This is a genomic window from Streptomyces sp. NPDC058295 (assembly GCF_042880655.1).
In the GTDB taxonomy this organism is placed as follows: domain Bacteria; phylum Actinomycetota; class Actinomycetes; order Streptomycetales; family Streptomycetaceae; genus Streptomyces; species Streptomyces coriariae.
Genome location: NZ_JBHVYO010000049.1, coordinates 1 through 26188, shown reverse-complemented (window position 1 = coordinate 26188; position 26188 = coordinate 1). Strand labels below are relative to the sequence as shown.

The window sequence follows — 26188 nt, the reverse complement described above, 5'->3', positions numbered from 1 at the left end:
TCCTCATGGTGGAACGCCGACAAGGCCGTACCTACTTTCACGGTGACTGGGGCTTCGGGAGACGGCGCGGATGGTACGCATCAGCAGCGCCGCACCGCAGCCCATCGCCAGCCGCGCCGCGACGACCTGGCCCGTGCCGGTGGCCACCGGCGCCGTTCCGCACAGGGCCAGGCCGAGCGTGAAGGCGCGGCGCCGGCCGTGCGTATCGCTCCACACTCCGGCCGCCAGGACGCAGCAGGCCAGCGCGAGGGTGTAGGCGTCGGTGATCCACAGCGGGCCCTGCGGGCCGGGATGCAGATCGGATTGGAGGCTGGGCAGGGCCACGTTCATGACGGAGACGTCGAGGCCGATCAGGAACAGGCCGGTGCACAGCACTGCCAAGGCCCCGCGTGGGTGCGTGGCGCGCGGGGGCGGTGTCATGGTGCGATGTGCTCCCACCACCAGGCGATGGTCGGGTACGGCAGCGGATCGTCACTCAGGTGTGCGGGGGCGTGTGGGTGCGCCGGATGTCGGGGGCGGCTTCGGGGGCGAAGTAGCGCATGCAGGTGGTGCCGAAGGTGATGTCGCCGCTGATCACCCGCTCCACGCCGGTGAGGTACTTGCGCAGGCCGGGGCTGGCGGTGGGGAGGATCTGCTCGCGCAGTCGGAGATAGAGGGCGAGCATGGTGTCGCGGATCCTGATGCCCTCGAGCAGGGCCTGTTCGAGGGTCCAGTCGGGATGTTCGTGCTGGAGTGCGCCGAAGAGGTTGTAGTTGACCTGCGCCAGGTCCCTCTCCTTGCAGAAGGAGTAGCGGTCGTTGTCCAGCGCGGCAGCGAACAGACCTGCTTCGGTCGCTGCTTTCACCAGGGGCGAGGACCACTCCTGAGCGGTGATCTCGGTGCCTTCGACCGCGTCGAGGCAGCCGAGCGTGGCGTGGACGCCGACGGCGCCGATCCGCACGGCCAGATAGTCGTCGACCGTCAGAGGGGTACCGCGTTCGCGCAGGGCCCTCTCCCAGAGCATGGCGTGCAGCCAGCCGGCCTGCGTGGTGGTGAACCGCTCGTGCTGGACATCGCTCATGCAGGCGCGCTGGCGCTCGAAGACGTTGCGCAGCGCGTCGTCGAGGTGGGTTGTGTGGCTCTCCCAGGAGCGCGGACAAAGCATGGTGTGCGCCCAGCGGTACACCGCGTGGAGAACGTCGTCCCTGGCGTCCGGGTCGGGCACGATGAAGTCGTCGGCCATGAACGCCCAGCCGCTGTAGTCGGCCAGCGCCTGGGCCAGGTCGGGGTTCGTGGTGGCGTGCGGGAAGGCATGGGCGATCAGGGCGGCCCCTCCCACTCCGTACAGCGCGGAAAGGTTCGCATCGCCCCGGCCCAGGTCGAACTTCTGCGCCCACGCGGCACAGTTGGCACTCAGGCGCTCCGCATCGGCACCGGTCTCCTCCTCGAGAGGGCAGTAGAAGGTCCAGAACCCCTCGGGGAGCTCGGCAGGGTGCATCGGTGAGTTCTCCCTGTTCGGATGGTCGAACGGCATGAGATCGGTGGGGGCTTCGGGAACGGCGTTGCCCCAGAAGGTCAGTGGTCGCGGCGGGTGATCAGGTCGGCGAGGGCCGCCAGTTCAGCGGCCGCCACCGGCTCCGGCCGCACCTGGTCCAGCAGGTGCAGGGCGTCGGCGGTGTGACGGCGGGCGCGTCGTAGCGTGGCCTCCCGGGCGCCGGCCTGCTCGATCCAGTCCCTGGCCCGCGTGTAGTCCTCCTCGCCCAGCGGCCCGTTCGCGCTGTAGAGGGCGCGCAGTGACTGGGCTTGTGGGGTGTGGCCGGCCATGGCGGCTGCGACGGGAATGGTGACCTTGCGGGAGCGCAGGTCGGATAGGGCGGGCTTGCCCGTCACCGGCTCCTCGCCCCAGATGCCGAGGACGTCGTCGACGCACTGATATGCGATGCCCAGACGCCGTCCGAAACCGTGAAGGAGCCGGGCGCGCTCGGGGCTGGCGCCGCCCGCGATCGCTCCGAGTTCGCAGGCGCAGGCCAGCAGCGCGCCGGTCTTGCCGGCCGCGACCGACGCAGCCCGGTCCTCACTGACGTCGGTACCGGATTCCATGAGGGTGTCGAGGTACTCGCCTTCGATCAGCGCCTGCACGGCGGCCAGCAGCACCGGCACTGTCCGGTCCGCGTCCGGAGCCTCGGCGAGGGTCTGGACGGCGGCGAAGAAGAGAGCGTCGCCTGCGAGGATCGCCGCCGGAACGCCCTTCGCCGCCCAGAGCGCAGGCCGGCCGCGGCGCAGCGGATCCTGGTCGATGATGTCGTCGTGGAGCAGGCTGGCGTTGTGGACCAGTTCCACCGCCGCGGCCGCCGCCCGGGCTGTGTACGGGTCGCCGCCCACCGCCCGGCACGCCAGCAGGGCGAGGGCCGGGCGCACGCACTTGCTGACGGCCGGCGCGTCCAAGACCCCGCCGTCGTCGCTCCACCAGCCGAAATGCAGCCCCGCCACATGCCGGACCTGGGGAGGCAGAGTGTGGACTCGGGACCGGACCAACGGCCGCACCAAGGTCGCGGCCTGCGCGAGAATCGTCTCGCAGTCACGAGGTAAGTCAGCCACTCGACGCCCTTCCAGGGATCAGGCCATGTCCACGCCAGAATCAGGGTGCGAGCGGCAAGAGGGGCAGGGAGTGACAACCAGCGCGCGACGCACACCCCTGACCCGCTCCGCTCCCGTGCACGACACATGCGCCGCATGCGCCCTCCCCGTACCGGCGCCAGCTCAGCTCGCCGGACCGCGACTGGGTGCCTCGCCAACGCCGCCGCAGGGACCGACGGACCGGGAGAACCGCTTCGGAGAGAGCCGAGCACGCGCTTACACGACCGCAGGCGGGCGACCCGACCCTTCACTTCCCGGGATCTGGCTCAACCTTGACTCCGGGAGTCATCTGTCCGAGGTCCCACACCGTCGGGGCGCGATAGCCCGGACCGTTGATCGGTGTCCAGCACAGAGGACAGAAGATCGAGTCGGCGGCCTCATAGAATTCGAGTTCCGCGGGCTGGTCCCGAACAGACCTGGCTACCGCGAAGTCGATCGGCGCCTCCATGTAGCACCCCGGCCCGCCTTGGGTCGACCAGAACGGGCCCGGGCCATTGCCGGGCGGGAGGGGACTCAACCTGTTGCCGGCCCGGACGAGCGCGTCGACCACGGCCTCCAGGTGGTAATTCGTATGCTCCACGGCGTCAGTGTGCACCGGCCGTCCCGAGCGCCGAGGCCCGGGTGCAGCCAACCGGCCTGACCTCGCCCGGAACTTCGGCCACTGAGCGCACGTGCGACACGCTCTCGTCCGGCCACCGCACCCTCGCCGGGCGCCCGCGGGAGGAAGGACACCTCCCGGCCCTTGGCCGTGATCGTCCGACCCTCCGCCGGCGGCGCCATCGCTGCCGCCTCACAAAACGCGCACTGCGCAGCCGCCCGGTGCCTCTAGCCGGTCAGGCGGCATGTCTGCCAGCTGCGGCCGTCGCGGACCAGCGCCCCGCGGTCCTCCAGGTTGGCCAGGTGATAGGCCACCGACGCGGGGCTGCGCAGCCCGAGCTCCCGCGCCAGCGCGCGCACTGACAGCGCCTCACCCCGGTCCCGGATGGAGTGGCGGATCGCGCGGAGGATCTCCTCCTCGCGCGCCGTCAGGTGCTGCGGCCGCCGGTTCACCGCTGCCGCTCCAGCGCACGGCCCCGGCGTCGCAGCCCCTCCCGGCCGGCCGGTCCCTGTGTCCAGTACGGGTGCCACCACAGACGTACGGACAGCCGGAGCAGACGGCGGCGCAGCGCCGTGACGTTGCAGGGCCGGGGCGCGGCGAGCGCGCGGTAGGTCGCGTTCCAGGCGTGCCTGCACCAGGTCGTCGGGGAAGTCGGTGCCGTCCATACCTGCATTAGATCGCTTGTTCGATTTTCTTGCCAAGTGACGCGCTCCGCCGCAGCCGGACGGGCGAGGTTGCGGAGCTAGGACCGCCCCGGTGCAGGATGCCCACCGCCTCCAGGAACCGGCAGGCACTCGACTCACTAGCCTCTGGATGAGGGTCGTAGCACCTCGCCGTTCCGGCCGCACCGGCTCCCGGCGCCAGCCCACCGACTCCCTTATCTCCTCACGTAACACGATTCAAGATCTCGCGCGGCCTGGAAGCTGCAGCTCGCAGCTATCGAATACGCCTGCACAGCAGGCGAAAGTGCTGCCCACCGAGCGGGGTTGCGCGGCTAACCACCGCCCCCGCCACCATGCCTGCCACACCCGCTGCCGCATCCGGTGCTGTCCCCCGCCCCCGCCACCACCACAAGCGGTGACACACCCATGCCCTGCTCACCGCACCCCGCCAGGAGCCGACCATGAACGCCCCGACACTGCCCAGTCTTCTCTCCGGCCTCGCCGTCGGAGCCTCGACCCTCACCCACGCCCCCTGGTGGATCGTGGCCCCGCTCCTGCTCCCGACCACCGCCACAGCCATCACCACCCTCGTCACCACCTGCACCACCGCCCGCACAGAAGCCATGCGACGCCGCCACGAGGACGCCTTCCTCGACAAGGCCGTCCAAGCCGAGGACTGCACGACGGGCCTGGACCACATCGCCCGCATCCGGCAGGCCACCGCTCCCCCACCACCGGATCCCGCGGCGCAGACACAGCAGCCGGCCGAACCCCCGACACCCCCGCCATGACCAGCTGGTGCGGGCAGCGCGCACCCTTCGTAGGCTGTTGCTGCTCGGGGCCTGTCGCGGAGGTGTGCCATGCCCCGAACCATCTGGTCCGGCGCCATCTCGTTCGGGCTGGTCACCGTTCCGATCCATGTCCAGTCCGCCACCGAGAACCACTCCATCCGCTTCCACCAGTACCACCTTCAGGACATGGGGCGGATTCGCACCCGGAAGATCTGCGAGCTCGAGGACCGCGAGGTATCGAACGCCGAGATCGGCAAGGGTTATGAGTACGCCAAGGACCAGGTCGTCGCCATCAGCGACGAGGAACTGCGCGACCTGCCGCTGCCGACGGCCAAGGCGATCGAGATCGACGCCTTCGTCGCCGCGGACGACATCGACCCGATCCGGATCGGCGAGGGCTACTACCTCTCCCCCGACGGCCAGGTCGCGGCCAAGCCCTACAAGCTGCTCCGCGAGGCACTGGCCCGCTCGTCGAAGGTGGCCATCGCCAAATACGCATGGTCCGGGCGCGAGCGGCTCGGCATGCTACGGGTCCGCGGCGACGCCATCGTCCTGCACGCCATGCACTGGCCCGACGAAATCCGCGACCCCTCCGAACTCCTCCCCGAGCCCGTCGACGTGTCCGAAGAGGAGATCAAGGGCGCACTCGCGCTAATGGAGTCCATGTCCCGCGACGACCTCGAAGGCGACGACTTCAAGGACACCTACACCGAGGCCATGGAGAAGATCATCGAAGCCAAACGGGAAGAGAAGCCCCTCCCCGAGATCCCCGAGCCGGAGCAGCCGGGCCGGGTCCTCGACCTGATGGCTGCGCTCGAGGAATCCGTGTCCAAGGCGAAGGCCTCCCGCGGCGAGGACGCCGACGTGCACGAGCTGCCGAAGAAGAAGACGGCGGGGAAGAAGCAGCCGGCCAAGAAGACTGCCGCGGCGAAGAAGACGACCGGGCATGGACGGCGGCCGCGCAGCGCCTGAACCCCCGCCCGCCCACCGCTCACAGCGCCCTACCACCGTCGCCGGCAGCCAGGGCATGATCTCGCTATGAGCCACGAATCCGACGGCAAAGGAACGACGGTGCAGTACGAGCAGGACGGGGCATGGGTCGTCGTCGCACACGGCGACTACGACACCAACACCCTCGCCCCGCTCGAGGAAGCGCTCGACACCGCCGCCCGCAAGCACTCCCTCGTGGTGCTTGACGTCTCCGGCGTCTCCTTCGTCGACTCGACCTTCCTGAACCTGCTGCTGCGTATCCACCACATGACCTCACTGCGCATCGCAGGCCCAACACGACAGGTACGACGCGTTCTGGAGATCACCGGTGCCGACACCGTGCTCGACACCCGCGCAAGCATCCAGGACGCCCTGACCTAGCCAGCAGCCCGCACCCGCCGACGCATGGCCCCACCGGCCCGCAAGGACGCGCCCGGGCGCCCGGGCCTGCGCAGCACGCCCCAGCCACGGACCCGCCGCCCGGTGATCACTGACGTGCCCCCAGTCGAACCGGCAAGCCCGTACACCTAGAATCAAATATGTGTTCGATGACCTGCCGGAGGACCTGCCCCGCCTGGAGACACTGCGGGTGTGGCACACCCTCTGGCTGGCCCGCATCGATGCGAAGATCGCCGCTGTGCAGCAGCGGCAGGCAGAAGCCGAGCAGGGCCGGCGCCGCCGTCCCGAGCCGCCGGACTGGATGGTCGAGCTGGGCATTGGCGCCGGCCGCCCGCCGATCCAAGTCCACGCCGGTGACTGTCATATGGCGGGCAAGCGGCGGCGTCCGGTCGACCGCGACGAAGCACGCCGCCTTCTCGCCAACGGCATGCAGTCCTGCACTCATTGCCGCCCCGACACCCAGCTCGACATCCCCGGCTTACCCCGCGGCACCACCCCGGCCCTCCCACACCGTCCCCCGCCGCAAGGACACCAGCGTCATGAGCACCACGTCTCCCCCGCCGCCCATCGCAGACCCTGACCCGTGCGCGTTCGCCTGCCTGGGAAGCCAGGTCCTGGAGGACGAGGTGGCGGATGGCCGCGGTGCGTCCTCGCAGAATATGGCGTGGGCGCTCGCTGTATCGGGTCAACCTCGCGGAAAGCTCCGGCTCGTGTACGGCACAGTGCGCTTCAACCTGACCGTCAGCGGCACGCGGCGCCTGGTCGGCGGCGGTCCGATGCACTTCGCCGACGCCTGGGCGTTCCTGGACGGCGTGCAGGCCGGGGTCGCTGCGGTGGCCGAGTAGGCAGCCAGCACTGACGTTGCTCGTTCGAGGGGATTCCCGCCCCTGGTCCGAGGAACGCCCCATGGACTGCATCACCCCGGACGCCCGTCCGAACCGTGGACCCTCGTCCTAAAACAATCCGCACCTGAACCCGGAGGACATTAGAACGGTCCTTCCTTCCTGCCCATGTCTAGCACCCAGTAGTGGGCCCATGGGCCACCTTCCACATACCCAAAGCCAGCCTCGCGAATGTCGTCTGATGCATACCAGTCATCGTACAGGATGCTATTTCGATGACCCCATTTCGACGGTGCATCATGTTGCATCCAGAAGCGAACTACTTCCTCTGCGTCGGCGTATTCATAGGCTACGTTTTCCGACCGCCAGGCGTGGTACCCTGCCTCCCACATCGGCTGCCCAACGTCCCAGACCAGATTCCCGTCAGGACCGCGATGCATGTTTTGATCAGCATTCGCCCAGTCCTTGTCCTGGCTTTTCAAGAATATGGCGTGGGCGCTCGCTGTATCGGTCAACCTCGCGGAAAGCTGGAAGTCTGGGACCCCGGGCGGCATGATCGGGAAAGTGGGCGGCCAGGTTGAGGGCTCGGGCTGCGCGGGTTCGGAGTAGTCGATGGGCGGGTAGTTCTCCGGATGTGTACGTGCTTCTGTGACGAAGTGACGTAGATCTCTTTGCTGAGTAGACCAGCTGACAATGAGGTCGTCGGGCCGAGGGCGAATATCTGGGTGGTGTGGTGTCATCGTGATTCCTCTTCCATGCGTAGAGCGAACTTCAGCGGCTGGCGCCAGACTGTTCCCTCACGCCAGATGCCAGTTACCCCGATCTTGTCGGTTGGCGCACAAGAGCCCGAAATTTGCGGCTCACGCCGAGCGCCCTGGGCGCGACCCCATCGGGGCCGCCGGTACGTCGTACGCAACCCTTTAGTTGAGGATCCCAGGAATGCAGTTACGCTCCCTTTCCAGGACAACACCACCCCAGCAGCATCGCAAATCTTTGCGAGCCACGACGTCCTGTGGGTGTTCGACGCAGACGGTGCCGCCTCCATCTCTGCGGCGATGACCGCCCTCAGCGTTCGGGTCGTACGCCTGAGCTCGTGGGTGCCGTACTCGCCGAACCAGTTTCCGCGGCTCGGAGCCTGCGGGTTGGTCGTGGTTTCGGCTGCTGGTGAACCAGAGAGTCCTAACCATGTCGGCTGCCGCGCGACGTCTGGCCGGCTTCTTCGCGTACACCGCGGTGAGTGACAGCAGGTAGAGCAGCGCGACCGCGAGCAGGGCCCACACCAACAGTGGAACCCGGGCGAGGAACGGCAGAAACGCCGTCACGGCGACCCGCAGAGGGCTCGAGGCGTGTGCGGAACAGTGGAGTCGACTGCTCATGTCTTCCCAGAGCCCGCTGAACGAAGCTGATACAGAGGTCTTTGGCCTTTTTCGAGCCTTGCTCGTCGAACCGGAAAACCGCGTGACGGAGGCAACCGAGGAGCTGCTTGCTACACAACCGGGGCCGATCTAGACCTCGTGTCCATTCGTGCAAGCCACTGGGTTGTTACGCATGAGGGACATAAGGTCAGGTGCGTCAATGCAGTGGGTTAACGGCGCGGGCTTGGGCTCGATGGCTTTCAGGGGCGGGGATGCGGACAACGGAACCGGTAGCGGACTGGCTTTTCGCGGTGATGGCCGGTTTGGCAACTCTCGCCGGTCTTGTCCTTATTCTGGGAGAGCGGGTGAAGAGTCAACGAGGGGCTTCCGGCGATGTGCGCCGCGCTGTCTTCGGCGGCTTGCTGCTGCTTCTTGGGATGAGCGGCCTCTTGCGGAAGCTGCCGACTCTTCTCGGTGCGCCGTCGGCCGTCGTTTTGACCTGTGACGTGCTGAGCCTCGCGGTCATGCTGGTCGTCGTCGTGCCGCTACTGCGCAAACGCCCGCGTAAGGCTGCACGAACGACGTCTCGGACAAATCACGACTGAGTTCTGAACGCTTCGCCCTTCACAACCTGCATTACAACGGTCTCGCGCGGCCCCGCCGCGCGAAACCATCAGCAAACGCCCGACCCACAACAGCGCGCCCTGCGTTCCGGCCTGCCCCGTCCTCTTCCTTCGTCTCCGGCTGGTGTGGGCGCGGGGGTGCTCCGAGGGGGATGTCGGGCTTGCGACCACGCTGGAAATGCCATGGTGATCTGCGGTGATGCCACTCTCGGTCGCAGGGGGTGCTGCTCCTGGGCGGGGTCGGGGGTGGTGTTGTCGCACTGTGACCGTGGTCGGGTCCTGGTGGTCGGTGGTGTGGTCGGGGCCGGCTGATGCGCTCGGGCGTACGCGCGGTGCCGCATCAGGGCGGCACTGCACCGTGTGCGTGCGGGAGTTGCCGACGATGAAGATGACGAGAACGCGGGCGGATGTGGATGCCGGCGGCGGGGACTGGCTGGCGCTGGCGGTGCTGGTGCAGTACCGGATGGCCACCACCGAGCAGATGCACCTGATCACCGCCCCGCGGGTGCGGATCGAGCAGACCAGACGGCGGCTGGCCAAGCTGCGTGCCGAGGGCCTGGTCGACCGGATCACCTTGCCGCAGGCGGGCCGTACCCGGGTGTGGTTCGCCACCGGGTACGGGGTGCAGGTCGCTGCGGAGTGGCCGGAGCTGCGCGGGCGGCGGCCGCCGCGCCTGGTGTCGGATCCGATAGCGGCGCGGCTGCGGGTGAGCCACACCCTGACGGTCACGGAGACGGGGCTGCAGTTCCTGCTGGACGCGCGCCGCCGCGGCGAGGTGTGCCGGCCGCTGGACTTCCTGCCCGAGGTACACCACCCCATCGGAGGCGGTGAGGCCGTTATCCCGGACACGCTGATCTACTACCAGCGCGGGCGCCGGAACAGTGGCGGGGGGTGACTGGTCGATGCTGCGGGCGTTCCTCGAGGTCGACCGGGCGACCATGGGCCCCGAACGCCTCGCCGCCAAACTCCGCGGCTACGCCCGGCTCCACCACTACGCTCCTGCACCCGTCGGCCGGCGCCGCACAGTGGAGGCGGTCCCGGAGGAGTGGCAGCGGCACTATCCGCTTTTCCCGCGGCTGCTGTTCGTCCTGGACGGCACCGGCCCCGCCGGCATCGACAACCGTCTCCGAGCACTCCACGCGGCCGACGTCGACCTCGCGGTGGCGCTCTTCCTGCGGGAGGTGACGGTGCTGGTCGCGTCGATGACCGACCTGCTCCAGCACGGTCCCGCCGCGGCGGTGTGGCGCCCCATACGGGACCCCGAACGCCGGGTCGGCTGGATGGACCCGCTGACGCCGTAGACGGGTGCGCATCAGGCAATTGCGCAACCGGGTCGGTCTGCGCAATGCCCGCGAGGTCTGCGCAACGCCCCCGACCACAGGCCCGACGATGGTGGGCCGGGACTCCGGCCACAAGCCCGACCAGCGCAGGTCAGCGCGTTGCGCAGACATTGCGCAGACGCCCGGACCCAGATGCCCCCGCCACCGCCCCGCCGACTGCGCAAGAGGGCCGGCCGGGCACGGCCGCCGTCGTGCCAAACCCCATGGGCGTCACGCGCACCGGGCTCGGCGCGGCTGTTTCTGATTCCATGCTCAGTCGTTAGCCAGGTCGTGGACTGTTGCAGGGCGCCGCTCCGCCCAGATACGCCATCAGTGGGGTCGCGACGGCGTCGCGGATGACGTTGCCGCGTGCGACGGCCGCGGCCTTCTGGTTGCACCTCTCGGCGTTGTAGACGCAGTAGGTGGCCGCGATCTCCTTGGCCTTGTCGACGTCCTTGCCACCGACCTTCCCCCGGCACGGCGCTGCACCCGATCGCCAACGTCGCGCTCGACACCCCGCCCGGCCCGGCTTCCATGGTGCGTTCATACCTCTGAGTGAGGTCGGTCGGTTCCAGGGGGGCGGGAGCAGGGATCTGCCTAGGGTGATTCTGGGGTGGCGGGCAGCCGCTCCGATCGGCGCATCGACTCATGTACGGGAGCTTGTGTGGCGCAGCAGCACACGACGTCACTCCGGCACCGTCTCCGGTACCGCTTCGACCATCTGGTCTCGGGGGGAACGACCGCGCTCATCGGCTGGCTCGCCCTGGCCTGCCTCGCCGTCGTCGTTCCGGCGAGCATGGTCCTCGTCTGGTCCGACCGGGCCGCTCCGGCCACGCTCTCCGGTCGGCTCACCGCAGTGTGGGTCAGCGTCGGCCAGACGCTGAAGATCGGGGGCGCCGTCGGCTCACCGCTCTACGTGCTGGCTTCCGTATCGCTCGCGCTCGTGGCGCTGCTCTTCGTGTCGACCCTGGTCAGTCTGATCACCACGGGCATCAACCGGCGCATCATGTCGCTGCGCCTCGGCCACTCCACCGTGCTGGAGACGCGGCACACCGTCGTCCTGGGGTGGTCGGACCAGGTCTTTCCCGTGCTCGGGGAGCTGGTGGCCGCCAACGCGAACCAGCGCCGCTCCGCCGTCGCCGTGCTTGCCCCGCAGGACAAGGTGTGGATGGAGGACGAGATCTCCGCCCGCGTCAGCGACAGTGGCAGGACGCGGATCATCTGCCGCAACGGGAGCACCACCGACCCCACCGAGCTGTGCCGGGTGAGTCCGCGCACCGCGAAGGCGGTGCTGGTGCTGCCTCCCACCGGGGACACCGGTGACGCCCACGTGGTGAAGACGCTGCTCGCCCTCGACGCGGCCGTCCCCGGGTCCGGTCAGGGGGAAGCGGTGGTGGTCGCCGCCGTCCGTGACTCCCACAACCACCTGACCGCCAGGCTGGCTGCCGGGCCCACGGGACACGTCCTGTGCGTCGACGACATCGTCGCCCGGCTCCTCGTCCAGACCGCCCGGCAGCCCGGCCTCTCGCTCGTCTACTCGGAGTTGCTCGATTTCGAGGGCGACGAGTTCTACCCGGTCGCCGTCGGGGGCCTGGTGGGGCGAACGTTCGGCGAGGCGCTGCTGTCGTTCGCCACCTCCTCGGCGGTCGGCCTGCTGCACACCGACGGGAGCGTCACCCTCAATCCGGATCCGGGGGTGGCGATCGTCCCGGGCGACCGGATCATCGTCATCTCCCAGGACGACGACACGGCCGTGCGGGCGGACGTGGCCTCCCATGTCGAGGAGGATGCGATCGTGACGGCCGGGCCCAGGACCGACCAAGCCGAACGCCTCCTCCTGCTCGGCTGGAACCGCCGCGCCCCGCTCGTCATCGAGCAGTTCGACCAGTACGTGAGCCCGGGAACCACCCTGGACGTCGTGGCGCTCGGCGAGTACGCGGCCACGCGTGGCGCGCGAGCTCTCACGGCCGCGCGGTCCCGCCTCGAAGTCTCCTTCCGCGAGGGCGACGTCACCGACCCGCTCACCCTGGCCAAGCTGGACGTGCCCTCGTACGACAGCGTGATCGTGATCGGTGAGACGGAACTCGCGGCCCCGGCCTGCGGCTCGGCCTCGGGCACGCCCGTCGCCTCTCTCGCTCCGGTGACGGATCCGGAGGCGCGGGCGGACGACAGGACACTGGTCACCCTGCTGCATCTGCGGGCTGTCGGGGACGCCGCGCAACGGGAACTCGCGCTCACCACCGAGCTGTCCGACGACGGCAACCGGCTCCTCGCGCCCGCCCGTGACGGCGCCGACTTCATCGTGAGCGGCCGGCTGATCAGCCTTCTGATGACTCAGATCTCACAGAGCCCGTATCTCGCCGCGGTCTTCGAGGAGTTGTTCACGGCGGAGGGCCACGAGTTCCACCTCAAGCCGGCCGCGGACTACGTCCGGGCCGGCCATGAGGTCTTCTTCGCCACCACCGTCGAGTCGGCGCGGCGGCGCCGGGAATGCGCGGTCGGCTACCGGCTGCGCGCGCGGAGTGCCACGGGCCCCGACTACGGGGTGCGGATCAACCCCGACAAGCGGCAGCGGGTCCGGTTCTTGGAGGAGGACTGGCTGATCGTGCTCGCCGAGAGCTGACGGCGCGCCGCCTGGGCGGCCGCTACGCCGTGTGCACTTCCAGGGCGGTCCGCACCGCGGATTCTAGGGCTCCCTCGATCCACGCGGGCTTGATGGAGGTGTGGCATCCGGCGAAGTGCAGGTTGCCCTCGGCCTTTCGGACGTGGGCGAAGAGCTCGGTGTGCTGGCCGGGGAGCAGCACGGACGCCTCACCGTAGGCGTACGGGTCGCGCATCCAGGACTGGGTGCGGCCGACGCCGGTGTAGAACACCTCGATGCGCTGCCCGAACACCTCCTGGACCCCGGCGAGGGCGCGCGGGTAGCGCTCCTCGTCGTCCAGGGAGTCCCACTTCAGGGCGTCGTCCGACCAGCTGTAGGAGGCGAGGATGACGCCGCCGGCGCTGCCTTCGACGGGGTAGGAAGGCTGGAACATGAAGCGGTTGGGGTTGTCGGTGGCCGAGCCGCCACCGATGACGCCTGCCGCCTCGGGCTGGTCGCGGGTGACGACGCGGCTGGCCGTGTAGTGGGCACGCTGGCCTGCGGAGATGTGGCCCTCGGGTACGGAGGGGTGGGCGCCCAGCATGGTTCCGTTCGCCGGGCTCTGCCCGGTCTGGTACTTCCGGTACAGGCCGGGCTGCACGGCCTCCAACTCGCGCTTCCAGTCGGCCTCATCGAACTCCCACCAGCGGCGGCTGAATTCGAGCAGCACCTTGGTGGCGGCGTCGTAGTGCAGTTCGGTGACCGCGCGCCGCTTGCCGTAGGAGAGCGCCGGAGCGATGGGAATGTGGCGCAGCCCGGAGAAGGGGACGGTGATGATGGCGGTGTCGGCGGTGAAGGTCTCGCGCCGTACGGGGCTGCCGCCGTGGCCCTCGGAGACGGTTTCGACAGTGACCTTGCCCTCGCTGTGGGAGATGCGGGTGGCACGGCGGTCGAGCCGCACGAGGTCCTTTACGCGGGCGTACAGCGCGTCGGCCAGGGTGGCGGTGCCGTCGGGCAGTTCGTAGAAGGCGGTGTCGGGGCTGATCAGGGAGGCGCCGATGAAGCTGTGTACGAAGGCGAGGTGCAGGCGGGAGGTGAGGTTCTCGACGGTTCCGATCAGGTCGATGGTCCGCTCGTCGAGCCTTGCCTTTTCCGTCAGGAAGCGGTACATCGACATGTGGCCGTACCGCTGGATGACGCGTGCCCAGCCCTCGACGAGTTCCTTGTCCTTCTTGCCCTCGATCTCCTTGCGTACGGGGGCGAAGGCGTCGCGGACGATCTGCGAGGCGGGGACGGACTCGTACGCCTGCGGCACTCCGAAGGAACGATTGAGTGCCTGCGGGGCGCGCGCGTAGTCGGCGCGGCGGACGCGGATGCCGTTGACGTAGATCCACGTCCGGTAGGCGGGGCGGCCGGCCCCGTCCACGTCGACCAGGTGGAAGCGACGGCGCTTGAGGCCGAGGCTGTCCATCAGTCCGGTGACCAGGGGGTGGCTGTCGGGGATGCGCATCGCGCCGGCTTCGGCGTACTGCTTCGGGTCGGCAAAGGGCTGGGCGGCGTTCTCGTGGCCGCCGGTGCGGAAGGTCTTGATCCGGCCGCCCACCCGGTTGGCGTTGGCCTCGATGACGGTGACCTGGTGGCCGGCCTCGCGCAGGAGGTGTGCGGCGGTGAGGCCGGCCGGCCCGGCGCCGACGATCAGCACCTTCTTGCCGGGGCGGCGCGAGCGGGGCAGACCGTGCTTCAGGAGGATGTCGGCGTAGCGCGGTACGAGCGGCTGGTCCTCGTCGTCCCGTACGAGGATGGCCCGGGCGATCGTCAGGCAGGCGCCCCAGTCGGTGACCGCGGTGGCGGGGGCGGCCTGCGCCTGCGCGGTCTCGGCGGAGGTGGCGGCGATCGTCAGTCCGCCGGCTCCGGCGATGGCGGCCGCGCCGGCGATGACGGTACGGCGGGAGGGCGCCGGTGCGGGCCCGCCGGGGGTTCCGGGAGCTTCAGGGGTATCGGAGTTGGCAGCGGGATCCATGATCATGACCCAACTCTTGCCGCTCGCCCGGACCCGAACGACCAGAATGCACGCGCGCGGGGAAATACCACCCGGACGTGCGTCGCGCGCCGTCCCGAGCTGACGAACTGAGTTTCGTACGGGCGGCCTCCGCTCCGGCCGGGCGTCCGCTACGCGGGGGCCGTCGGGGCAGGGTCGGAGTCCACTCGCTGTCTCACAGGTCACCTACGACGGCGACGCCACGGAACAGAACTTCGGTGAGCCCGACGCTGCCGAGGGCCGGGGGGTGCCCCTATCTGTTTCGTCAAGCCGGGTGAGGATGTAGGGCATGGCGGATGGGGATCGGTTGGGTCGTGTGGCGGTGCACCATGCCGTCGTTGATGGTGATGTGGCCGGGGTCCGTGCAGCGTTGGCGGAGGGAGCCGATCCGGACGCCGCGGATGGCGCCGGGTGGACTCTCTTGCACTTCGCCGCTCAGGCCCAGGAGCCGGTGATCGTGGAAGAACTGCTGGCGGCGGGCACGTCCGTGGATGTCCCGGATGGTCAGGGCAACACCGCCTTGTGGCGGGCGGTCTTCAGCTATCGGGGTGATCCGGCGGTCCTGCGTCTCCTCCGGGCGGCGGGTGCTGACACCGACCTGGAGAACGGGTAAGGGGTCAGCCCGCGTGGCCTTGCGCAACGGATTGCGAACTATGACGTGGCGGCCCATCTGGCCGTGGGCTGTGCCTACTCACGCCGCCGATGCCGATGTCGATGTCGACGGTGATGTGTAGAAGGTGCCGTCGCGGAGCATCGCGAACAGCACGTCGACGCGGCGGCGGGCGAGACACATCAGGGCCTGCTTGTGCCGTTTCCCCTCGGCACTCTTCCGCTCGTAGTAGGTCCTGGACGCCGGGTCGGACAGCGAGGCGAACGCGGCCAGGAAGAACGCCCGTTTGAGGTGTTTGTTACCCCTGTGGGACGGGCTCTCGCCACGAATCGAGGACCCGGATCTGGCCGGATGAGCGCCGGGCCCTCCTGTAGCAACTCCAGCAGCCCGCGTCGGCGCTCTTCATATGTGCGCGGCCGCCAGTCGGTGTCCCCGACCGCAAGGAGATCAAAACCCGGCTCGACGCGCTCCTGACCTCCCCGGACTTGCTCGACGTCTGCCTGGCAAACCGTCTCCGCCTGGGCGCGACAGCCCACCCACACGCCACCACCCCTCGCAGAATGAAGCGCGTACGGCTACCTCATGACGTCCCTTGCACTTCCGGTCCCGTTGGCGCTGTGCCGTCCGGTCGAAGAGGTCTGCGTTGGTGTCGGTCTGAGCCTGGAGCCGAAGTTCGACGGATGGCACTGCCAGGTCCTCACCGGTGCGGGGCACCTCTGGAGCCGCCATGGCACCGACCTGGCGGCTCCCTTCGCCGATATCGCCCGCGCTGCTCGGGTGCTGCCCGAATGTGTACTGGACGGGGAGCTCGTAGCAGTCCTGAACAGCGGGGTGGTGGCCTTCTCCCGGCTGCAGTCCCGCTCCGGGCGGGGCCTCGGCGCGGGGAGGACTTCACGGTCCACCTGGCCGTCTCGCTTCCTCGGGGCTTAAGAGCGTGTCCCACGTGGCTGCGATCTACGTGGGACGTTGCGGTTGTTCCGTCCCGCTAGACGTTCTCCCTGCCACTCATGATCTTGGTGGTTTGGATGCCCTGGCACCCCACTCCCGGGGGCGGCCGCTTGTTACTCTTTCCGATCATGCGAGCCCTCTTCCCAGGATCCTTCGACCCGGTCACTCAAGGGCACCAGGACGTACTCCGGCGCGCTGCCCTCCTGTTCGACGAGGTCGTCGTGTGCGTGATGTTCAATTCGAACAAGACCGGCCGCTTCCCCATCACGGAACGGCTGGACCGGCTCCGCGCGGCAGCAACTGACTTGAGCAACGTTACGGTCGACTCACACACCGGTGGCCTGCTGGTCGACTACTGCCGCCGAGTCGGAATCGACGTCGTCATCCGCGGAGTCCGCGGCGTTGCCGACCTGGACTACGAAATGCCGATGGCCCGCATGAACCGCGAACTGGCCGGAGTCGAAACGTTCTTCATCGCTGCAGACCCCGCCCTGGCCCACATCTCCTCCACCCTCGTCACCGCGATGACTCAACAAGACCGTGTCCCCGAATGATGATTTGAGCGAGCTTCGTCCAGCAAGTGAGGGCGGCAGCGAGGGTTCCTAGGATGTGTCCTGGGCGGTGAGGCGGACGAGCCGTTTGTAGCAACAGAGGGCTGCAGCGAGGCCGAGAAACGCCAGGTAGTTACGGGGATGGCGTTCGTAGCGGTGATTGAGTCGGCGGTAGCCGGTCAGCCAGGACATGGTCCGTTCGATGACCCAGCGTCGGCGCCCCAGTCGTTCGCTGGACTCGATGCCCTTGCGAGCGATTCGAACGCCAATGCGCCTGCCCCATAGCCACTTCCGCAGGTGGGGGACGTCATATGCCTTGTCGGCGTGCAGGCGTCGAGGCTTGAAGAACCGCCCGCGGTGGGGGTCGTGTCTCGTTTGGTGACCCTCGATCATCGGCTTCAGGGCGAGGCTGTCGTGGGTGTTGGCGGCCGAGACGCCGACGAGGAGGGGCAGTCCGTTCGCGTCCGACAGGACGTGCATCTTGGAACCCGGCTTGCCCCGGTCCAGGGGACTCGGACCTGTGAGGTCGCCCGTTTTTTCGCCCTCACATGGGCGGAATCAAGCACGGCGCGGGAGAGGTCGAGCAGGCCGGCGTCGTCGAGGCGGTGCAGGATCTCCTCGTGCAGCCGACCCCATACTCCCGCCCGGGACCAGATCAGGAACCGGCGATGCGCGGTCGACTTCGATATGCCGAAGCACGGTGGCAAAGCCCGCCAGGCGCACCCGCTGACCAGCACGTAGATGATGGCCGCGAACAGCGTCTCATCAGGTGTGTCCTGTGTTCCGCCACCCTGCGGCCGCACCTTCGACGGCGGGATCAGCGGCTCCGCGATCTCCCACAGCCCGTCCGGAACAATCCAACTCCACCTACCCCGCCTCATAACCAAGCCCAACGACCCAGCTCCACATGGGACACGGTCTAAGAAGCCTGCGCGTCGGCCTCGGCCGAGTGGGGTATGACGAAGAAGTCGGTGAGGAAGCAGGCGACGCTGCCGTCCGCCGCGCGGCCGATCCACGTCGGATATGCGCCGTCGCCCCACCCGGACGTGAACCCGGCGAGGTTGTGGCCGCCCTCGCCCTGGGCCATGAAGACGCCGGGCCCGTGCCCGACAGACTCCATGGCCGCCCACACCGCCCCTTCCTCGTCCTCCGTCCCCGGAAAAGCGTTCTCGGCCGAGGCGTCGTAGAAGCAACCGGTACCCGCGTCCACGCCGTAGCCGAAGTACTGCTCGTCACCCAGTTCCGCCGGATCCTGCCCGGGCAGCAGCGCAAGCTCCCACCCGGCCACCTCCACATCACGAATCACCAGCCGGACGGCCGCGACGCGAGTGTGCGGGTGAGGCCCCGACTCCGCGCCTGGACGAACCAGCATGACAACGGCATCGTCCACGGCGTAACGGCCGGGCTCCACCGCCACCGTGAATGGTTGTACGTCCCCACTGCCCAGGTAAACGAACGGGTCGCACGCCACCACCTGACCCGAGTACAGGGTGAGTTCGCCCACGCGCACCACGGACAGCGTCCCGGTCAGGTCGCGTCCGCAAGCGAAGGCGGTCCCGTCGGTGAAGTACCGGGAGTAGTCGGGCGCGGTGATGGGCATGCGAGGAACCTCCGTGAACCGGTGTGTATTCGGTGGATCCTAGAAGCAGGCACTGACATGTCGGCGCCCGATCGCCGCGCCGCAGTGCTCTCCACCGACGAGACCACATCGGGCAGCGCTCACGCGTGAGCAGCGACCGTGTCGGTGACCGGCGCGGTGCACGACGAGCAGCCACCACAGCCTTCAGCAGGCCAGGCGTGCTGGGCAACTGCCCCTTCCACGCCCTGGCGCGTGAGCATGCGCAGACGGTGTGCGCATGAACCTGCACCTGATGCGCGGCGTCCTGCACGGGCTGGACGAGGGCAGGTATGCAGCCTGTCTCTCACCCAGCCCGGGCCGGTGCTGTGTCCGGTTGGAGCCTGTCGCCTGATCATCACAGACGACAGGACCGGACCTCCCCAACCTCAGCGGCGCGCGCTGCCCCTGACCGCGGGGATGCGACCGGCCCCGCCGCGCTGGTGCAGTTCGATGGCCAGCGGTGTGGCGGTGAACATCGAGGAGTAGGTGCCCACTACGAGGCCGATGAGGAGGGCGAGAGCGAAGTCGGTCAGAGTGTCGCCGCCGAGAACGGCCAGCGCGGTGAGGATGAACGCGGCGCCCATGCCGGTGTTGACGGTGCGGGGCAGGGTCTGCAGAAGCGCCTGGTTGGCGATGCGGGCGAAGGGCGTCTTGCGGTCATGGCGGCCGAGTTCCCTGATCCGGTCGAAGACGACGACGGAGTCGTTGACGGAGTAGCCGATGACGGTCAGCAGCGCGGCCAGGAAGACTCCGTCGACGGGCTTGCCGAGCCAGGCGAAAGTGCCGATGAGGATCACAACGTCGTGGGCGAGGGTGGCGACCGCCGAGGTGCCCAGCAGCCAGCGGAAGCGTGCCGCGAGATAGATCAGCTGGGCGGCGAGGGTGACACCGAGGGCGATGAGGGCGCCTTGGCGCAGTTCCTTGCCGAGGCTGGGTCCGATGGCTTCGTCGCGGATCTTGTCGGCCGGGTGTGTCAGGTCGGTGATGGTGTCGGTGATGGTCGCTGCCTGGGTGTTGCTCAAGTGGTGGGTACGGACGGTGAGCTGGTTCTCGCCGGAGGTCTGGACGACGGCCCGGGGGAATCCCGCGTCGGCGAGCGCGGTGCGGGCCCGGTCTGCGTCGACGGGGGCGGCGGTGCTGTATTCGATGAGGCGGCCACCGGTGAATTCGATGCCGAAGTCGAGGCCGCGCACAGCGATGCCGGAGGCAGCGAGGACGAGGGCGGCGGCGGAGGCGGCCAGCCACCGGCGCGGGTGGCGCATCAGGTCCGGGTGGGTACGGGCGAGGCGATCGCGGACTGTGCCGGTGTGGGCGATGCCGGTGAGGTGGGGGCGGCGGCGCAGGCGGGGGCGGGCGACGGCGTAGTCGGCCAGGGCACGGGTGATGACGAGAGCGCTGAGCATGGAGGCGAGGACGCCGATGCCCAGCGTGACGCCGAACCCGCGCACCGGGCCGGAAGCGAGGAAGAACAGCAGGCCGGCGGCGATGAGGGTGGTGATGTTGGAGTCGGCGATCGCGCTGAAGGCCCTGCGGAATCCGGCGGTCAGGGACGACCGTGGGGTGGGGCGGTGGCGAGAGGCGTACTCCTCGCGGGCGCGTTCGAAGACGAGCACGTTGGCGTCGACTGCCATGCCGATGGCCAGCACGAAGCCGGCGAGGCCGGGCAGGGTGAGGGTGGCGCCGAGGGCGGCGAGGGCGGCGTAGGAGATGAGGCCGTAGCAGGCCAGGGCGACGGTGGCCAGGGCGCCCATGAGGCGGTAGACGGCGATGATGAACAGCGAGGTCAGGGCGGTGCCGATGACGGCGGCCCAGGCGCTGGCCCTGATGGCTTCCGCGCCCAGGGTGGGGCCGACGGTGCGCTGCTCGACGGTCTCGACCGGCACCGGCAGGGCGCCGCCGTTGATGAGCAGGGCCAGCTCTTTGGCTTCGCTGTCGTTGAACGTGCCGGTGATCTGGGTGGAGCCGCCGCTGATGCCGGACCGGCAGGCGACGGACGGGTCGACCTGCGGCGAAGAAATGATCTTGTCGTCCAGGACGATGGCGACCCGGCGGGGTCTCCGGCCGTGTGGCAGGCGGCCTCGCCGGTCAGGCGGGCCCACCCCTGTTCGCCCGATCCCCTGAAGTCGACGGTGACGTGCCATCCGCCGCCGCTCTGCTGGTCGAAGCGGGCGGTTGCCTTCTCGACGTCCTTGCCGGTCAGTGAAGTCGCCTGAAGACGCAGATGTTGGCCGGACTCGTCGGCCAGCACCTGCTGACGAGGCCGTTTGGGCAGCGGTTCGGGCAGGTCGTCGGCGCCAGTGGCCGTGCCGAGTACCTGGTGGAAGGTGAGCTGGGCGGTGCGGCCGAGCACGTCGGCCGCCTTGCGGGAATCTTGCAGGCCGGGCAGTTCGACGACGATCCGGTCGCTGCCGGAGCGGGTGATGGTGGGTTCGGCGACACCGAGCGCGTCGATGCGGCCGCGCAGCACCTCTACGGTGCGGTCCGTGGCCTCGCCGTCGGTGTCGGCGGCGGTGGGGCGGGTTTCCAGCACGATCTGGGTGCCGCCTCGCAGATCGAGTCCGAGGTGGACGGGCACGGTGAGCGCGACGTACAGGGACAGGGCGACGGCAGCGAGGGCGATCAGCCCTCTGTTGTGCGGGGATCGGTTCACAGGGGGCCTCCGGCAGGCACACCACGGCCAGGACAGTGGCCGCGGCCAAGAAGGGAGAAGAGGTGAAGGTTCAGATGCCGGAGAGCACGGGTGGTGCCCTCACCCCATGGCGGTGTGCCGGTTGCTCCGATTCAGGCGGGCCTATCGCCGAGAACGGGGGCTGTGCGAGCCGGAACGGGTCGGCCCCCGTGCCAGGCGACGCACTCGGGGTGGAGACCGGCGGAGCATGACGCTCGCCGGCGCCGTCCCGATGGCTTCGAACGGAAACGGTGCAGACCGCGGGGTCCGCCCTGTCTGCGTAGGACTCGCTGTGCGCCGACGCGGCCTCGGCAGCGGCCACCGTGCCACTCGATACACGGGGGTCCTCACTGCCCAGGGCAGACGAGCCGAGCAGGGAGGCCAGAACAGCGAGCAGGACGGCCCACACCGCTGTCGAGCCAGATCCACGCGTGCGCGGAGCGGTGCGCTCGAAGCGGGCCATCCCCTCTCCCTTCCCCTTGGTGGCGGCCGGCTGGCAGCAGCGCGGAGCCTCAGGGCCCCGGCTGGGGAGTGGGCTGCCGGAGCCCTGAGGAAGACAGCAGACTCAGGCTTGGATGAGACCCGCGCGAATCGCGTAGCGGGTGAGTTCCAGCCGGTCCCGCAGGCCGAGCTTGTGCAGCAGGTTCTCCCGATGCCGGTGGACGGTCTTGATGCTGATGAAGAGCATCTCGGCGATCTCCTTCGACGAGTGCCCCTCGGCCACGAGCTTGAGGACCTCCTCCTCGCGTGCGGTCAGCACCTGATCGGGCGGCTCCTCGCCGTGGCGGACCCGGTCGAGGTAGTTGCGGATGAGCGCGGTGACCGCACCCGGATACAGGAAGGGCTCGTCGCGCATGGCGGCGCGGCATGCGGCCACCAGGTCGCGGTCGGCCACGGACTTGAGCACATATCCGCTGGCGCCGGCCTTCAGCGCCTGGAAGAAGTACTGCTCGTTGTCATGCATCGTCAGCATCAGCACCCGCATGCCGGGCTTGAGCGCGAGAAGTTCCCGGGTGGCCTGCAGGCCGGTCATCCGGGGCATGGCGATGTCCATCACGGCCAGGTCGACCTCATGGGTGCGGGCCAGCTCGATGGCCTCCGCCCCGTCCCCGGCCTCGGCGACGACCTCCAGGTCCGGCTCCCGGTCGAGGATGAGCCGCACCCCACGACGTACCAACGCATGATCGTCGGCGAGGAGGATACGGATCACGGATGTGTGCGGCGTGGTCATGGCTGCTTCCTGAGGGGCACGGTGAGCCGGACCGTCGTACCGGCCTGCGGCTGGGAGATGACATCCAGAGTGGCCCCGATCAGCAGGGCCCGCTCGCGCATTCCGCGCATTCCTGCCCCTTCGCGGGCAACCCCGGTGCCGCGGCCGTCGTCGATGACGGCCAGCACCACCGCCTCGCCGGTGTGGCGCAGGCTCACCTCGACCTGGCCGGCCTCGGCATGACGGGCCGCGTTGGTCAGGGCTTCCTGGGCGACGCGGTACAGCACCAGCTCCGTCTGATGGTCCAGCGCGGGCAGGCCGGTCTCGAAGCGACGTACCACACGCAGCCCTACGCGGGTGGCGAACTCGCTGGTCAGCGAGGTCAGCGCGCTGACCAGACCGAGATCCTCCAGTACGCCCGGCCGTAGCCGACGCACCAGACGCCGTACCTCGTCCAGGCTCCCCCGGGTGATCTCCTGTACTTGCCGCAGGTCACCGCGCAGGGGCTCGTCGGCGTCGTCGGCGGCCCGCTCCAGCGACAGCAGGATCGCGGTCATGCTCTGGCCCACCTCATCGTGCAGCTCCTGGGCGATGCGGCGCCGCTCCGCTTCCTGCGCGAACAGGGCGCGGGCGCTGCTGGAGGCCCGTTCGTGCTCGAGGCGCTCGAGCATGGCGTTGAAGGTGCGGATCAGTTCGGCGGTCTCACCACGGCCCCCTTCCGGCAGCCGTTGCCCGGGACGCAGCAGATCGACGGTGGCCATCAGCCGCGTGAGCCGCTCCAGCGGGGCCAGCCCGATCCGCAGCAGAGCGGCGTTGGCAACCAGCATGACCACCAGGCCGGACACGAGGATGACCGCCTCGGTCAGCACCACCGGCACGGAGACGGTCACCGGTGCCCACAGCAGCAGCGCGGTGGCGCTTCCCAGCACCACCGCATTGAGCACGAAGATCCGCCAGAACAGGGACACCGGAATGACGCCTCTCTATGTGTGACACGGCTTTGTCTCTTCTGTCGGTCACCAAGCACTCCGAGCATGAGCTGCGTCCACTGGTCCTGACCGGCCTGCTGTCCAGGCTGCCCGCTGCCGGTTCCGGCGTCGATGGGCTCCAATGCCCATTTCCCGCTCGTGGCCTCCCCATCCCGCGATGGGCCTTGCGCCCTGCCATAGATGGGTATCGCGCCCGATGGGCTTTGTGCGGCATCGCGGCCACGGTAGAGGCATGAACCAGCCCCCGTGACTCTCCCCCGGCCCTCGCCCCAATATCTACCCCGCCCGGCGCACCTCACCTCACGTGGAAAGAAGGAATCGCCATGTCACTCGATACGCCCCAGACCGAAACCCGCCCTGAACGGCTGACGGCGCACGAGGCCCTCCAGCGCCTCGAACACGAACGGGCCTCCCGCCTCACCCAACTGCGGGCCATCGACGAGGCCCGGGCTGACGCGGAGGAACAGGTGATGTCCACGCAGAAAGACACCATCCAGCGAGTCCTCGCCGAGGTCGAGGCCGCTTTCGCCCGCGTCCAGGACTGCAGCTACGGCATCTGCCAGGGCTGCGCCAGGCCGATCCCGGTCGAACGCCTCGAGATCCTGCCCTACACCCCGTTCTGCGTCCCCTGCCAGCGCTATTCCGCCTGACAACCACCCGTCCGACCTCCCTCTCCCGCCCTGCCCAGGGGGTGACTTGGTGAACCACCAGATCATCGACGACCGCAACACCAACCTGTCGATCGAGGACTTCGCCGCACTGCGCGAGAACCTGCACGAGCAGCGCCTGTTCCGCCAGGAACAGCTGCACCAGCTCTCCACCGCCGCCACGACCCGCGCCGACGCGCACCGCGACCGGCAAGCCGCCTCCCAGATCGAGGTCCGCGTCAAACTCGCCGCCTCCGCCCGCATGGTTCTGGCCGACGTCGAAGCCGCCCTCAAACGGATGGACCAGGGCCGCTACGGCACCTGCCACCTGTGCCGCAGCCCCATCGCCCGCGAGCGACTGATGATCGTGCCGCAGGCCCGCTACTGCGCCCGATGCCAGCAGGTCAGGGAGGCGGACCGGTGACCACCGCCCCCAGCCCCAATAGTCCCGTGGCCGCCCGGCACCGCTCGTGGCCCTGGTGCCGGCAGTGCACGGGCATCGCCCTCGATCTCGGCAGCGCCCGCACCCGCGCCTGGACGTCCGGACGGCGCATGATCCTCGACGTGCCCACGGTGACCTTCCCGGGCACCGGTGCCATGTATCCCATCCAGCGCGGGGCGATCGTCGACACCCCCGGAACGGCCCGGATGCTCGACCGGCTGCTCAGCCACCGCCTGCCCCGCTTCGGCCGCCCGCTGCTCATCCTGACCACGCCCGTCCTGGGCGGAGTCACTTACCGTGCCGAAGCCCGCACCGCAGTGGACGTCCTTCGCCCGCGCACCGTACTGACCGTCCCCACCGCCCGTGCTGTGGCGATGGCCGCGGACGCCGACCTCACCCATCCCCTGCTCGTCGTCGACATCGGCGCCCACCTCACCGAGGTCACGCTCCTCACCGACGGCGCGGTGACAGACGCCCGCCACACCGCCCTGGGCACCAGCGACCTGGACCGCCTCACCCCGCCCACGCAGATCACTGACGCGGTCGTCGCCATGCTGACCGCCATGCTGGACCAGGACCGCACCTCCCAGACGCTCGACGCCCTCCAGCGGGGCGCACTCCTCGCCGGCGGGGGCGCACTACGACCCGACATCACCTACGGCCTCACCGGCCAGCTGCATACCCCTGTCCAGCCCGTCCCCTCTCCCCACACCGCCGCAGTCCGCGGCGCAGCCAAACTCCTCCAAGCCGCCCACACCCACCCCTCCACCACGCAGCAGGGTCTGAATCCGGCTCGTCACATCAAGGGCGGCGACGCCGTCCTCGACGAAGGGGAGTAACCGGTGGGCGAGATCGACGATGCGATCGAGCGGGCCGACCGCGAAAGCTACACCCGCCAGCCGCCCAAGGCGCTCAAGGCAAGGTCGGCTGCCTGCTCAGGCAGCTGGGCAGCGCCCGCGCCGTCGCGCAGGGGGGCACCGCCGACTCCGTGAACAGGTACCGGCGCGGCGCCCGCAAGCACGCCCGCGTTGACGTCGCCGCGAAGATCGACGACGCGGTACGGCAGCGCTGCCAGCCACAGGTCCGCAACAGGTCAATCAGCACTTTGTGATCTTCGATCACTCACTGGTCGCGCTGCCGGAGCCGATGCTGACCACCCCTGTGTCCGTGCCTGATCTGCGGCCTGGCTGAGCGGGATTTCACCACGGTCTTCGCCATGGCCCACGACGTGGGGATCTCCTTCAACCGGATCGCCGAAGCGTGCGCGCTCAAATCCGATCGCGCCAGCCAGATCGCCCGGGGCACCGCAGCTGTCACCGCGCTGGCAACTGTCGAGAGAATCGCCGGCGGACTGCGCATTCCCGGTGCCCTACTGCGGCTCGCTGCGCAACCCTGGGAGGACACCGCCGCCCACAGCACGGAGTCCCGCCATGGAGAAGATGATCCGATGAAGCGCCGCAACCTGCTGCGCGGCGCACTGGCCGCCGGCCTCACCGCTCCGGCCCTCGCCGCCCTCACCGCCGCCCGGACCGACGTCGATCAGACCCTCTCCCCCGACATGCCCCAGGACTTGGCCGACCTGGAAGCGGCAGCCGAGAGCTACGGGTACGGCTACCACGGCCAGCAGCCCACCCGCGTCCTGGCCGACCTGGTCACCGACTTCGCCGGTCTGCGCCCGCTGCTCACCGTCC

The 26188-nt window shown here is 69.2% G+C and carries 25 protein-coding genes and 6 pseudogenes; 17 read left to right on the top strand and 14 right to left on the bottom strand.

From position 1 onward, the window contains the following. Positions 1-3 precede the first annotated feature (3 nt). From ACFVYS_RS35835 to ACFVYS_RS35810, 6 genes and pseudogenes are all read right to left on the bottom strand, one after another. On the bottom strand, positions 4-420 hold the full coding sequence (locus ACFVYS_RS35835) for an MFS transporter (protein ID WP_389508968.1): 417 nt from the start codon (positions 418-420) through the stop codon (positions 4-6). 55 nt (positions 421-475) lie between these two features. Next, positions 476-1477 (bottom strand): hypothetical protein, encoded by a 1002-nt coding sequence (locus ACFVYS_RS35830; RefSeq protein ID WP_389508966.1) that lies wholly within the window; start codon positions 1475-1477, stop codon positions 476-478. A gap of 77 nt (positions 1478-1554) precedes the next feature. Continuing rightward, positions 1555-2469 (bottom strand): polyprenyl synthetase family protein, encoded by a 915-nt coding sequence (locus ACFVYS_RS35825; protein WP_389508964.1) that lies wholly within the window; start codon positions 2467-2469, stop codon positions 1555-1557. Between the two features lie 394 nt (positions 2470-2863). Next, on the bottom strand, positions 2864-3196 hold the full coding sequence (locus tag ACFVYS_RS35820; protein ID WP_389508962.1) for a hypothetical protein: 333 nt from the start codon (positions 3194-3196) through the stop codon (positions 2864-2866). Between the two features lie 245 nt (positions 3197-3441). Then, positions 3442-3666 (bottom strand): hypothetical protein, encoded by a 225-nt coding sequence (locus tag ACFVYS_RS35815; RefSeq protein WP_389508960.1) that lies wholly within the window; start codon positions 3664-3666, stop codon positions 3442-3444. Beyond that, positions 3663-3879: pseudogene (locus tag ACFVYS_RS35810) on the bottom strand (hypothetical protein). Before ACFVYS_RS35810 ends, ACFVYS_RS35815 begins: the two are co-directional and overlap by 4 nt. Before the next feature lie 458 nt (positions 3880-4337). Here ACFVYS_RS35810 and ACFVYS_RS35805 point away from each other — a divergent pair. From ACFVYS_RS35805 to ACFVYS_RS35785, 5 genes are all read left to right on the top strand, one after another. Next, positions 4338-4667, top strand: a complete 330-nt coding sequence (locus ACFVYS_RS35805; RefSeq protein WP_389508958.1) for a hypothetical protein — start codon at positions 4338-4340, stop codon at positions 4665-4667. Positions 4668-4736: 69 nt separating this feature from the next. Next, entirely contained in the window at positions 4737-5639 is a 903-nt protein-coding gene (locus ACFVYS_RS35800; protein WP_389508956.1) for a Ku protein, read from the top strand. A 66-nt stretch (positions 5640-5705) separates the two neighbouring features. Further along, positions 5706-6038: an STAS domain-containing protein gene (locus ACFVYS_RS35795; protein WP_389508954.1), complete on the top strand. Its 333-nt coding sequence runs from the start codon at positions 5706-5708 to the stop codon at positions 6036-6038. A gap of 160 nt (positions 6039-6198) precedes the next feature. Then, entirely contained in the window at positions 6199-6636 is a 438-nt protein-coding gene (locus ACFVYS_RS35790; protein ID WP_389508952.1) for a DUF6233 domain-containing protein, read from the top strand. A gap of 130 nt (positions 6637-6766) precedes the next feature. Further along, positions 6767-6901, top strand: coding sequence for a hypothetical protein (locus ACFVYS_RS35785; RefSeq protein ID WP_389508950.1), 135 nt, complete (start codon positions 6767-6769; stop codon positions 6899-6901). A 140-nt stretch (positions 6902-7041) separates the two neighbouring features. On the opposite strand, the gene ACFVYS_RS35780 is transcribed toward ACFVYS_RS35785, so the two are convergent. After that, entirely contained in the window at positions 7042-7638 is a 597-nt protein-coding gene (locus ACFVYS_RS35780; protein WP_389508949.1) for a CAP domain-containing protein, read from the bottom strand. Between the two features lie 887 nt (positions 7639-8525). On the opposite strand from ACFVYS_RS35780, the gene ACFVYS_RS35775 reads away from it, so the two are divergent. From ACFVYS_RS35775 to ACFVYS_RS35760, 4 genes are all read left to right on the top strand, one after another. Continuing rightward, positions 8526-8858 carry a hypothetical protein gene (locus ACFVYS_RS35775; RefSeq protein ID WP_389508947.1) on the top strand — a complete coding sequence of 111 codons (333 nt, stop codon included), beginning with the start codon at positions 8526-8528 and terminating at the stop codon, positions 8856-8858. 400 nt (positions 8859-9258) lie between these two features. Then, a complete protein-coding gene (locus ACFVYS_RS35770) occupies positions 9259-9771 on the top strand; it encodes a replication-relaxation family protein (RefSeq protein WP_389508945.1) in 513 nt (170 codons plus the stop codon). 7 nt (positions 9772-9778) lie between these two features. Then, positions 9779-10177 carry a hypothetical protein gene (locus ACFVYS_RS35765; RefSeq protein ID WP_389508943.1) on the top strand — a complete coding sequence of 133 codons (399 nt, stop codon included), beginning with the start codon at positions 9779-9781 and terminating at the stop codon, positions 10175-10177. A 682-nt stretch (positions 10178-10859) separates the two neighbouring features. Beyond that, positions 10860-12818, top strand: coding sequence for an NAD-binding lipoprotein (locus tag ACFVYS_RS35760; RefSeq protein WP_389508941.1), 1959 nt, complete (start codon positions 10860-10862; stop codon positions 12816-12818). Between the two features lie 22 nt (positions 12819-12840). Here the strand turns inward: ACFVYS_RS35760 and ACFVYS_RS35755 are convergent, their stop codons facing one another. After that, on the bottom strand, positions 12841-14796 hold the full coding sequence (locus ACFVYS_RS35755) for a flavin monoamine oxidase family protein (RefSeq protein WP_389509013.1): 1956 nt from the start codon (positions 14794-14796) through the stop codon (positions 12841-12843). A 307-nt stretch (positions 14797-15103) separates the two neighbouring features. Between ACFVYS_RS35755 and ACFVYS_RS35750 the strand changes: the two genes are divergently transcribed. Further along, on the top strand, positions 15104-15427 hold the full coding sequence (locus ACFVYS_RS35750) for an ankyrin repeat domain-containing protein (protein WP_389508940.1): 324 nt from the start codon (positions 15104-15106) through the stop codon (positions 15425-15427). A 78-nt stretch (positions 15428-15505) separates the two neighbouring features. On the opposite strand, the pseudogene ACFVYS_RS35745 reads toward ACFVYS_RS35750, so the two are convergent. Next, a pseudogene (locus ACFVYS_RS35745) lies at positions 15506-15769 on the bottom strand (transposase); the annotation flags it as partial. Positions 15770-16500: 731 nt separating this feature from the next. Here ACFVYS_RS35745 and coaD point away from each other — a divergent pair. After that, on the top strand, positions 16501-16926 hold the full coding sequence (gene coaD / locus ACFVYS_RS35740) for a pantetheine-phosphate adenylyltransferase (RefSeq protein WP_389508938.1): 426 nt from the start codon (positions 16501-16503) through the stop codon (positions 16924-16926). 48 nt (positions 16927-16974) lie between these two features. Here coaD and ACFVYS_RS35735 read toward each other — a convergent pair. Both ACFVYS_RS35735 and ACFVYS_RS35730 read right to left on the bottom strand, forming a co-directional pair. Next, positions 16975-17804 (bottom strand): IS5 family transposase gene (locus ACFVYS_RS35735; protein ID WP_389509011.1). Its coding sequence is split into 2 segments (ribosomal slippage): positions 16975-17456 and positions 17456-17804, totalling 831 coding nucleotides; the frame shifts between segments, so codons are not numbered across the junction. Between the two features lie 38 nt (positions 17805-17842). After that, positions 17843-18523 (bottom strand): DUF4241 domain-containing protein, encoded by a 681-nt coding sequence (locus ACFVYS_RS35730; RefSeq protein ID WP_389508936.1) that lies wholly within the window; start codon positions 18521-18523, stop codon positions 17843-17845. A gap of 197 nt (positions 18524-18720) precedes the next feature. Between ACFVYS_RS35730 and ACFVYS_RS35725 the strand changes: the two are divergent. After that, positions 18721-18893, top strand: a pseudogene (locus ACFVYS_RS35725) (transcriptional regulator); the annotation flags it as partial. A gap of 34 nt (positions 18894-18927) precedes the next feature. Here the strand turns inward: ACFVYS_RS35725 and secD are convergent. The 3 genes and pseudogenes from secD to ACFVYS_RS35710 all read right to left on the bottom strand — a co-directional run bounded on the left by secD (position 18928) and on the right by ACFVYS_RS35710 (position 23387). After that, positions 18928-21191: pseudogene (secD, locus tag ACFVYS_RS35720) on the bottom strand (protein translocase subunit SecD). A 583-nt stretch (positions 21192-21774) separates the two neighbouring features. Next, positions 21775-22440, bottom strand: coding sequence for a response regulator (locus ACFVYS_RS35715; RefSeq protein WP_389508934.1), 666 nt, complete (start codon positions 22438-22440; stop codon positions 21775-21777). Continuing rightward, positions 22437-23387, bottom strand: a complete 951-nt coding sequence (locus ACFVYS_RS35710; RefSeq protein WP_389508932.1) for a HAMP domain-containing sensor histidine kinase — start codon at positions 23385-23387, stop codon at positions 22437-22439. Before ACFVYS_RS35710 ends, ACFVYS_RS35715 begins: the two co-directional genes overlap by 4 nt. A 344-nt stretch (positions 23388-23731) precedes the next feature. Between ACFVYS_RS35710 and ACFVYS_RS35705 the strand changes: the two genes are divergently transcribed. From ACFVYS_RS35705 to ACFVYS_RS35685, 5 genes and pseudogenes are all read left to right on the top strand, one after another. Further along, on the top strand, positions 23732-24058 hold the full coding sequence (locus ACFVYS_RS35705) for a TraR/DksA family transcriptional regulator (RefSeq protein WP_389508930.1): 327 nt from the start codon (positions 23732-23734) through the stop codon (positions 24056-24058). Positions 24059-24104: 46 nt separating this feature from the next. Then, the gene (locus ACFVYS_RS35700) at positions 24105-24479 is read left to right on the top strand and encodes a TraR/DksA family transcriptional regulator (protein ID WP_389508928.1); all 375 of its coding nucleotides are present in this window, start codon (positions 24105-24107) and stop codon (positions 24477-24479) included. After that, positions 24476-25336 carry a rod shape-determining protein gene (locus ACFVYS_RS35695; RefSeq protein WP_389508926.1) on the top strand — a complete coding sequence of 287 codons (861 nt, stop codon included), beginning with the start codon at positions 24476-24478 and terminating at the stop codon, positions 25334-25336. The genes ACFVYS_RS35700 and ACFVYS_RS35695 overlap by 4 nt, the downstream gene beginning before the upstream one ends. Before the next feature lie 3 nt (positions 25337-25339). Further along, positions 25340-25590: pseudogene (locus ACFVYS_RS35690) on the top strand (XRE family transcriptional regulator); the annotation flags it as partial. Between the two features lie 123 nt (positions 25591-25713). Beyond that, positions 25714-26188, top strand: a pseudogene (locus ACFVYS_RS35685) (hypothetical protein); the annotation flags it as partial.

Coding starts and splice junctions, on each gene's coding strand:
- ACFVYS_RS35835 (WP_389508968.1), bottom strand. CDS start 420: ATGACACCGCCCCCGCGCGCCACGCACCCACGCGGGGCCTTGGCAGTG.
- ACFVYS_RS35830 (WP_389508966.1), bottom strand. CDS start 1,477: ATGCACCCTGCCGAGCTCCCCGAGGGGTTCTGGACCTTCTACTGCCCT.
- ACFVYS_RS35805 (WP_389508958.1), top strand. CDS start 4,338: ATGAACGCCCCGACACTGCCCAGTCTTCTCTCCGGCCTCGCCGTCGGA.
- ACFVYS_RS35800 (WP_389508956.1), top strand. CDS start 4,737: ATGCCCCGAACCATCTGGTCCGGCGCCATCTCGTTCGGGCTGGTCACC.
- ACFVYS_RS35795 (WP_389508954.1), top strand. CDS start 5,706: ATGAGCCACGAATCCGACGGCAAAGGAACGACGGTGCAGTACGAGCAG.
- ACFVYS_RS35780 (WP_389508949.1), bottom strand. CDS start 7,638: ATGACACCACACCACCCAGATATTCGCCCTCGGCCCGACGACCTCATT.
- ACFVYS_RS35775 (WP_389508947.1), top strand. CDS start 8,526: ATGCGGACAACGGAACCGGTAGCGGACTGGCTTTTCGCGGTGATGGCC.
- ACFVYS_RS35770 (WP_389508945.1), top strand. CDS start 9,259: ATGAAGATGACGAGAACGCGGGCGGATGTGGATGCCGGCGGCGGGGAC.
- ACFVYS_RS35765 (WP_389508943.1), top strand. CDS start 9,779: ATGCTGCGGGCGTTCCTCGAGGTCGACCGGGCGACCATGGGCCCCGAA.
- ACFVYS_RS35755 (WP_389509013.1), bottom strand. CDS start 14,796: ATGGATCCCGCTGCCAACTCCGATACCCCTGAAGCTCCCGGAACCCCC.
- ACFVYS_RS35750 (WP_389508940.1), top strand. CDS start 15,104: ATGGCGGATGGGGATCGGTTGGGTCGTGTGGCGGTGCACCATGCCGTC.
- coaD (WP_389508938.1), top strand. CDS start 16,501: ATGCGAGCCCTCTTCCCAGGATCCTTCGACCCGGTCACTCAAGGGCAC.
- ACFVYS_RS35730 (WP_389508936.1), bottom strand. CDS start 18,523: ATGCCCATCACCGCGCCCGACTACTCCCGGTACTTCACCGACGGGACC.
- ACFVYS_RS35715 (WP_389508934.1), bottom strand. CDS start 22,440: ATGACCACGCCGCACACATCCGTGATCCGTATCCTCCTCGCCGACGAT.
- ACFVYS_RS35705 (WP_389508930.1), top strand. CDS start 23,732: ATGTCACTCGATACGCCCCAGACCGAAACCCGCCCTGAACGGCTGACG.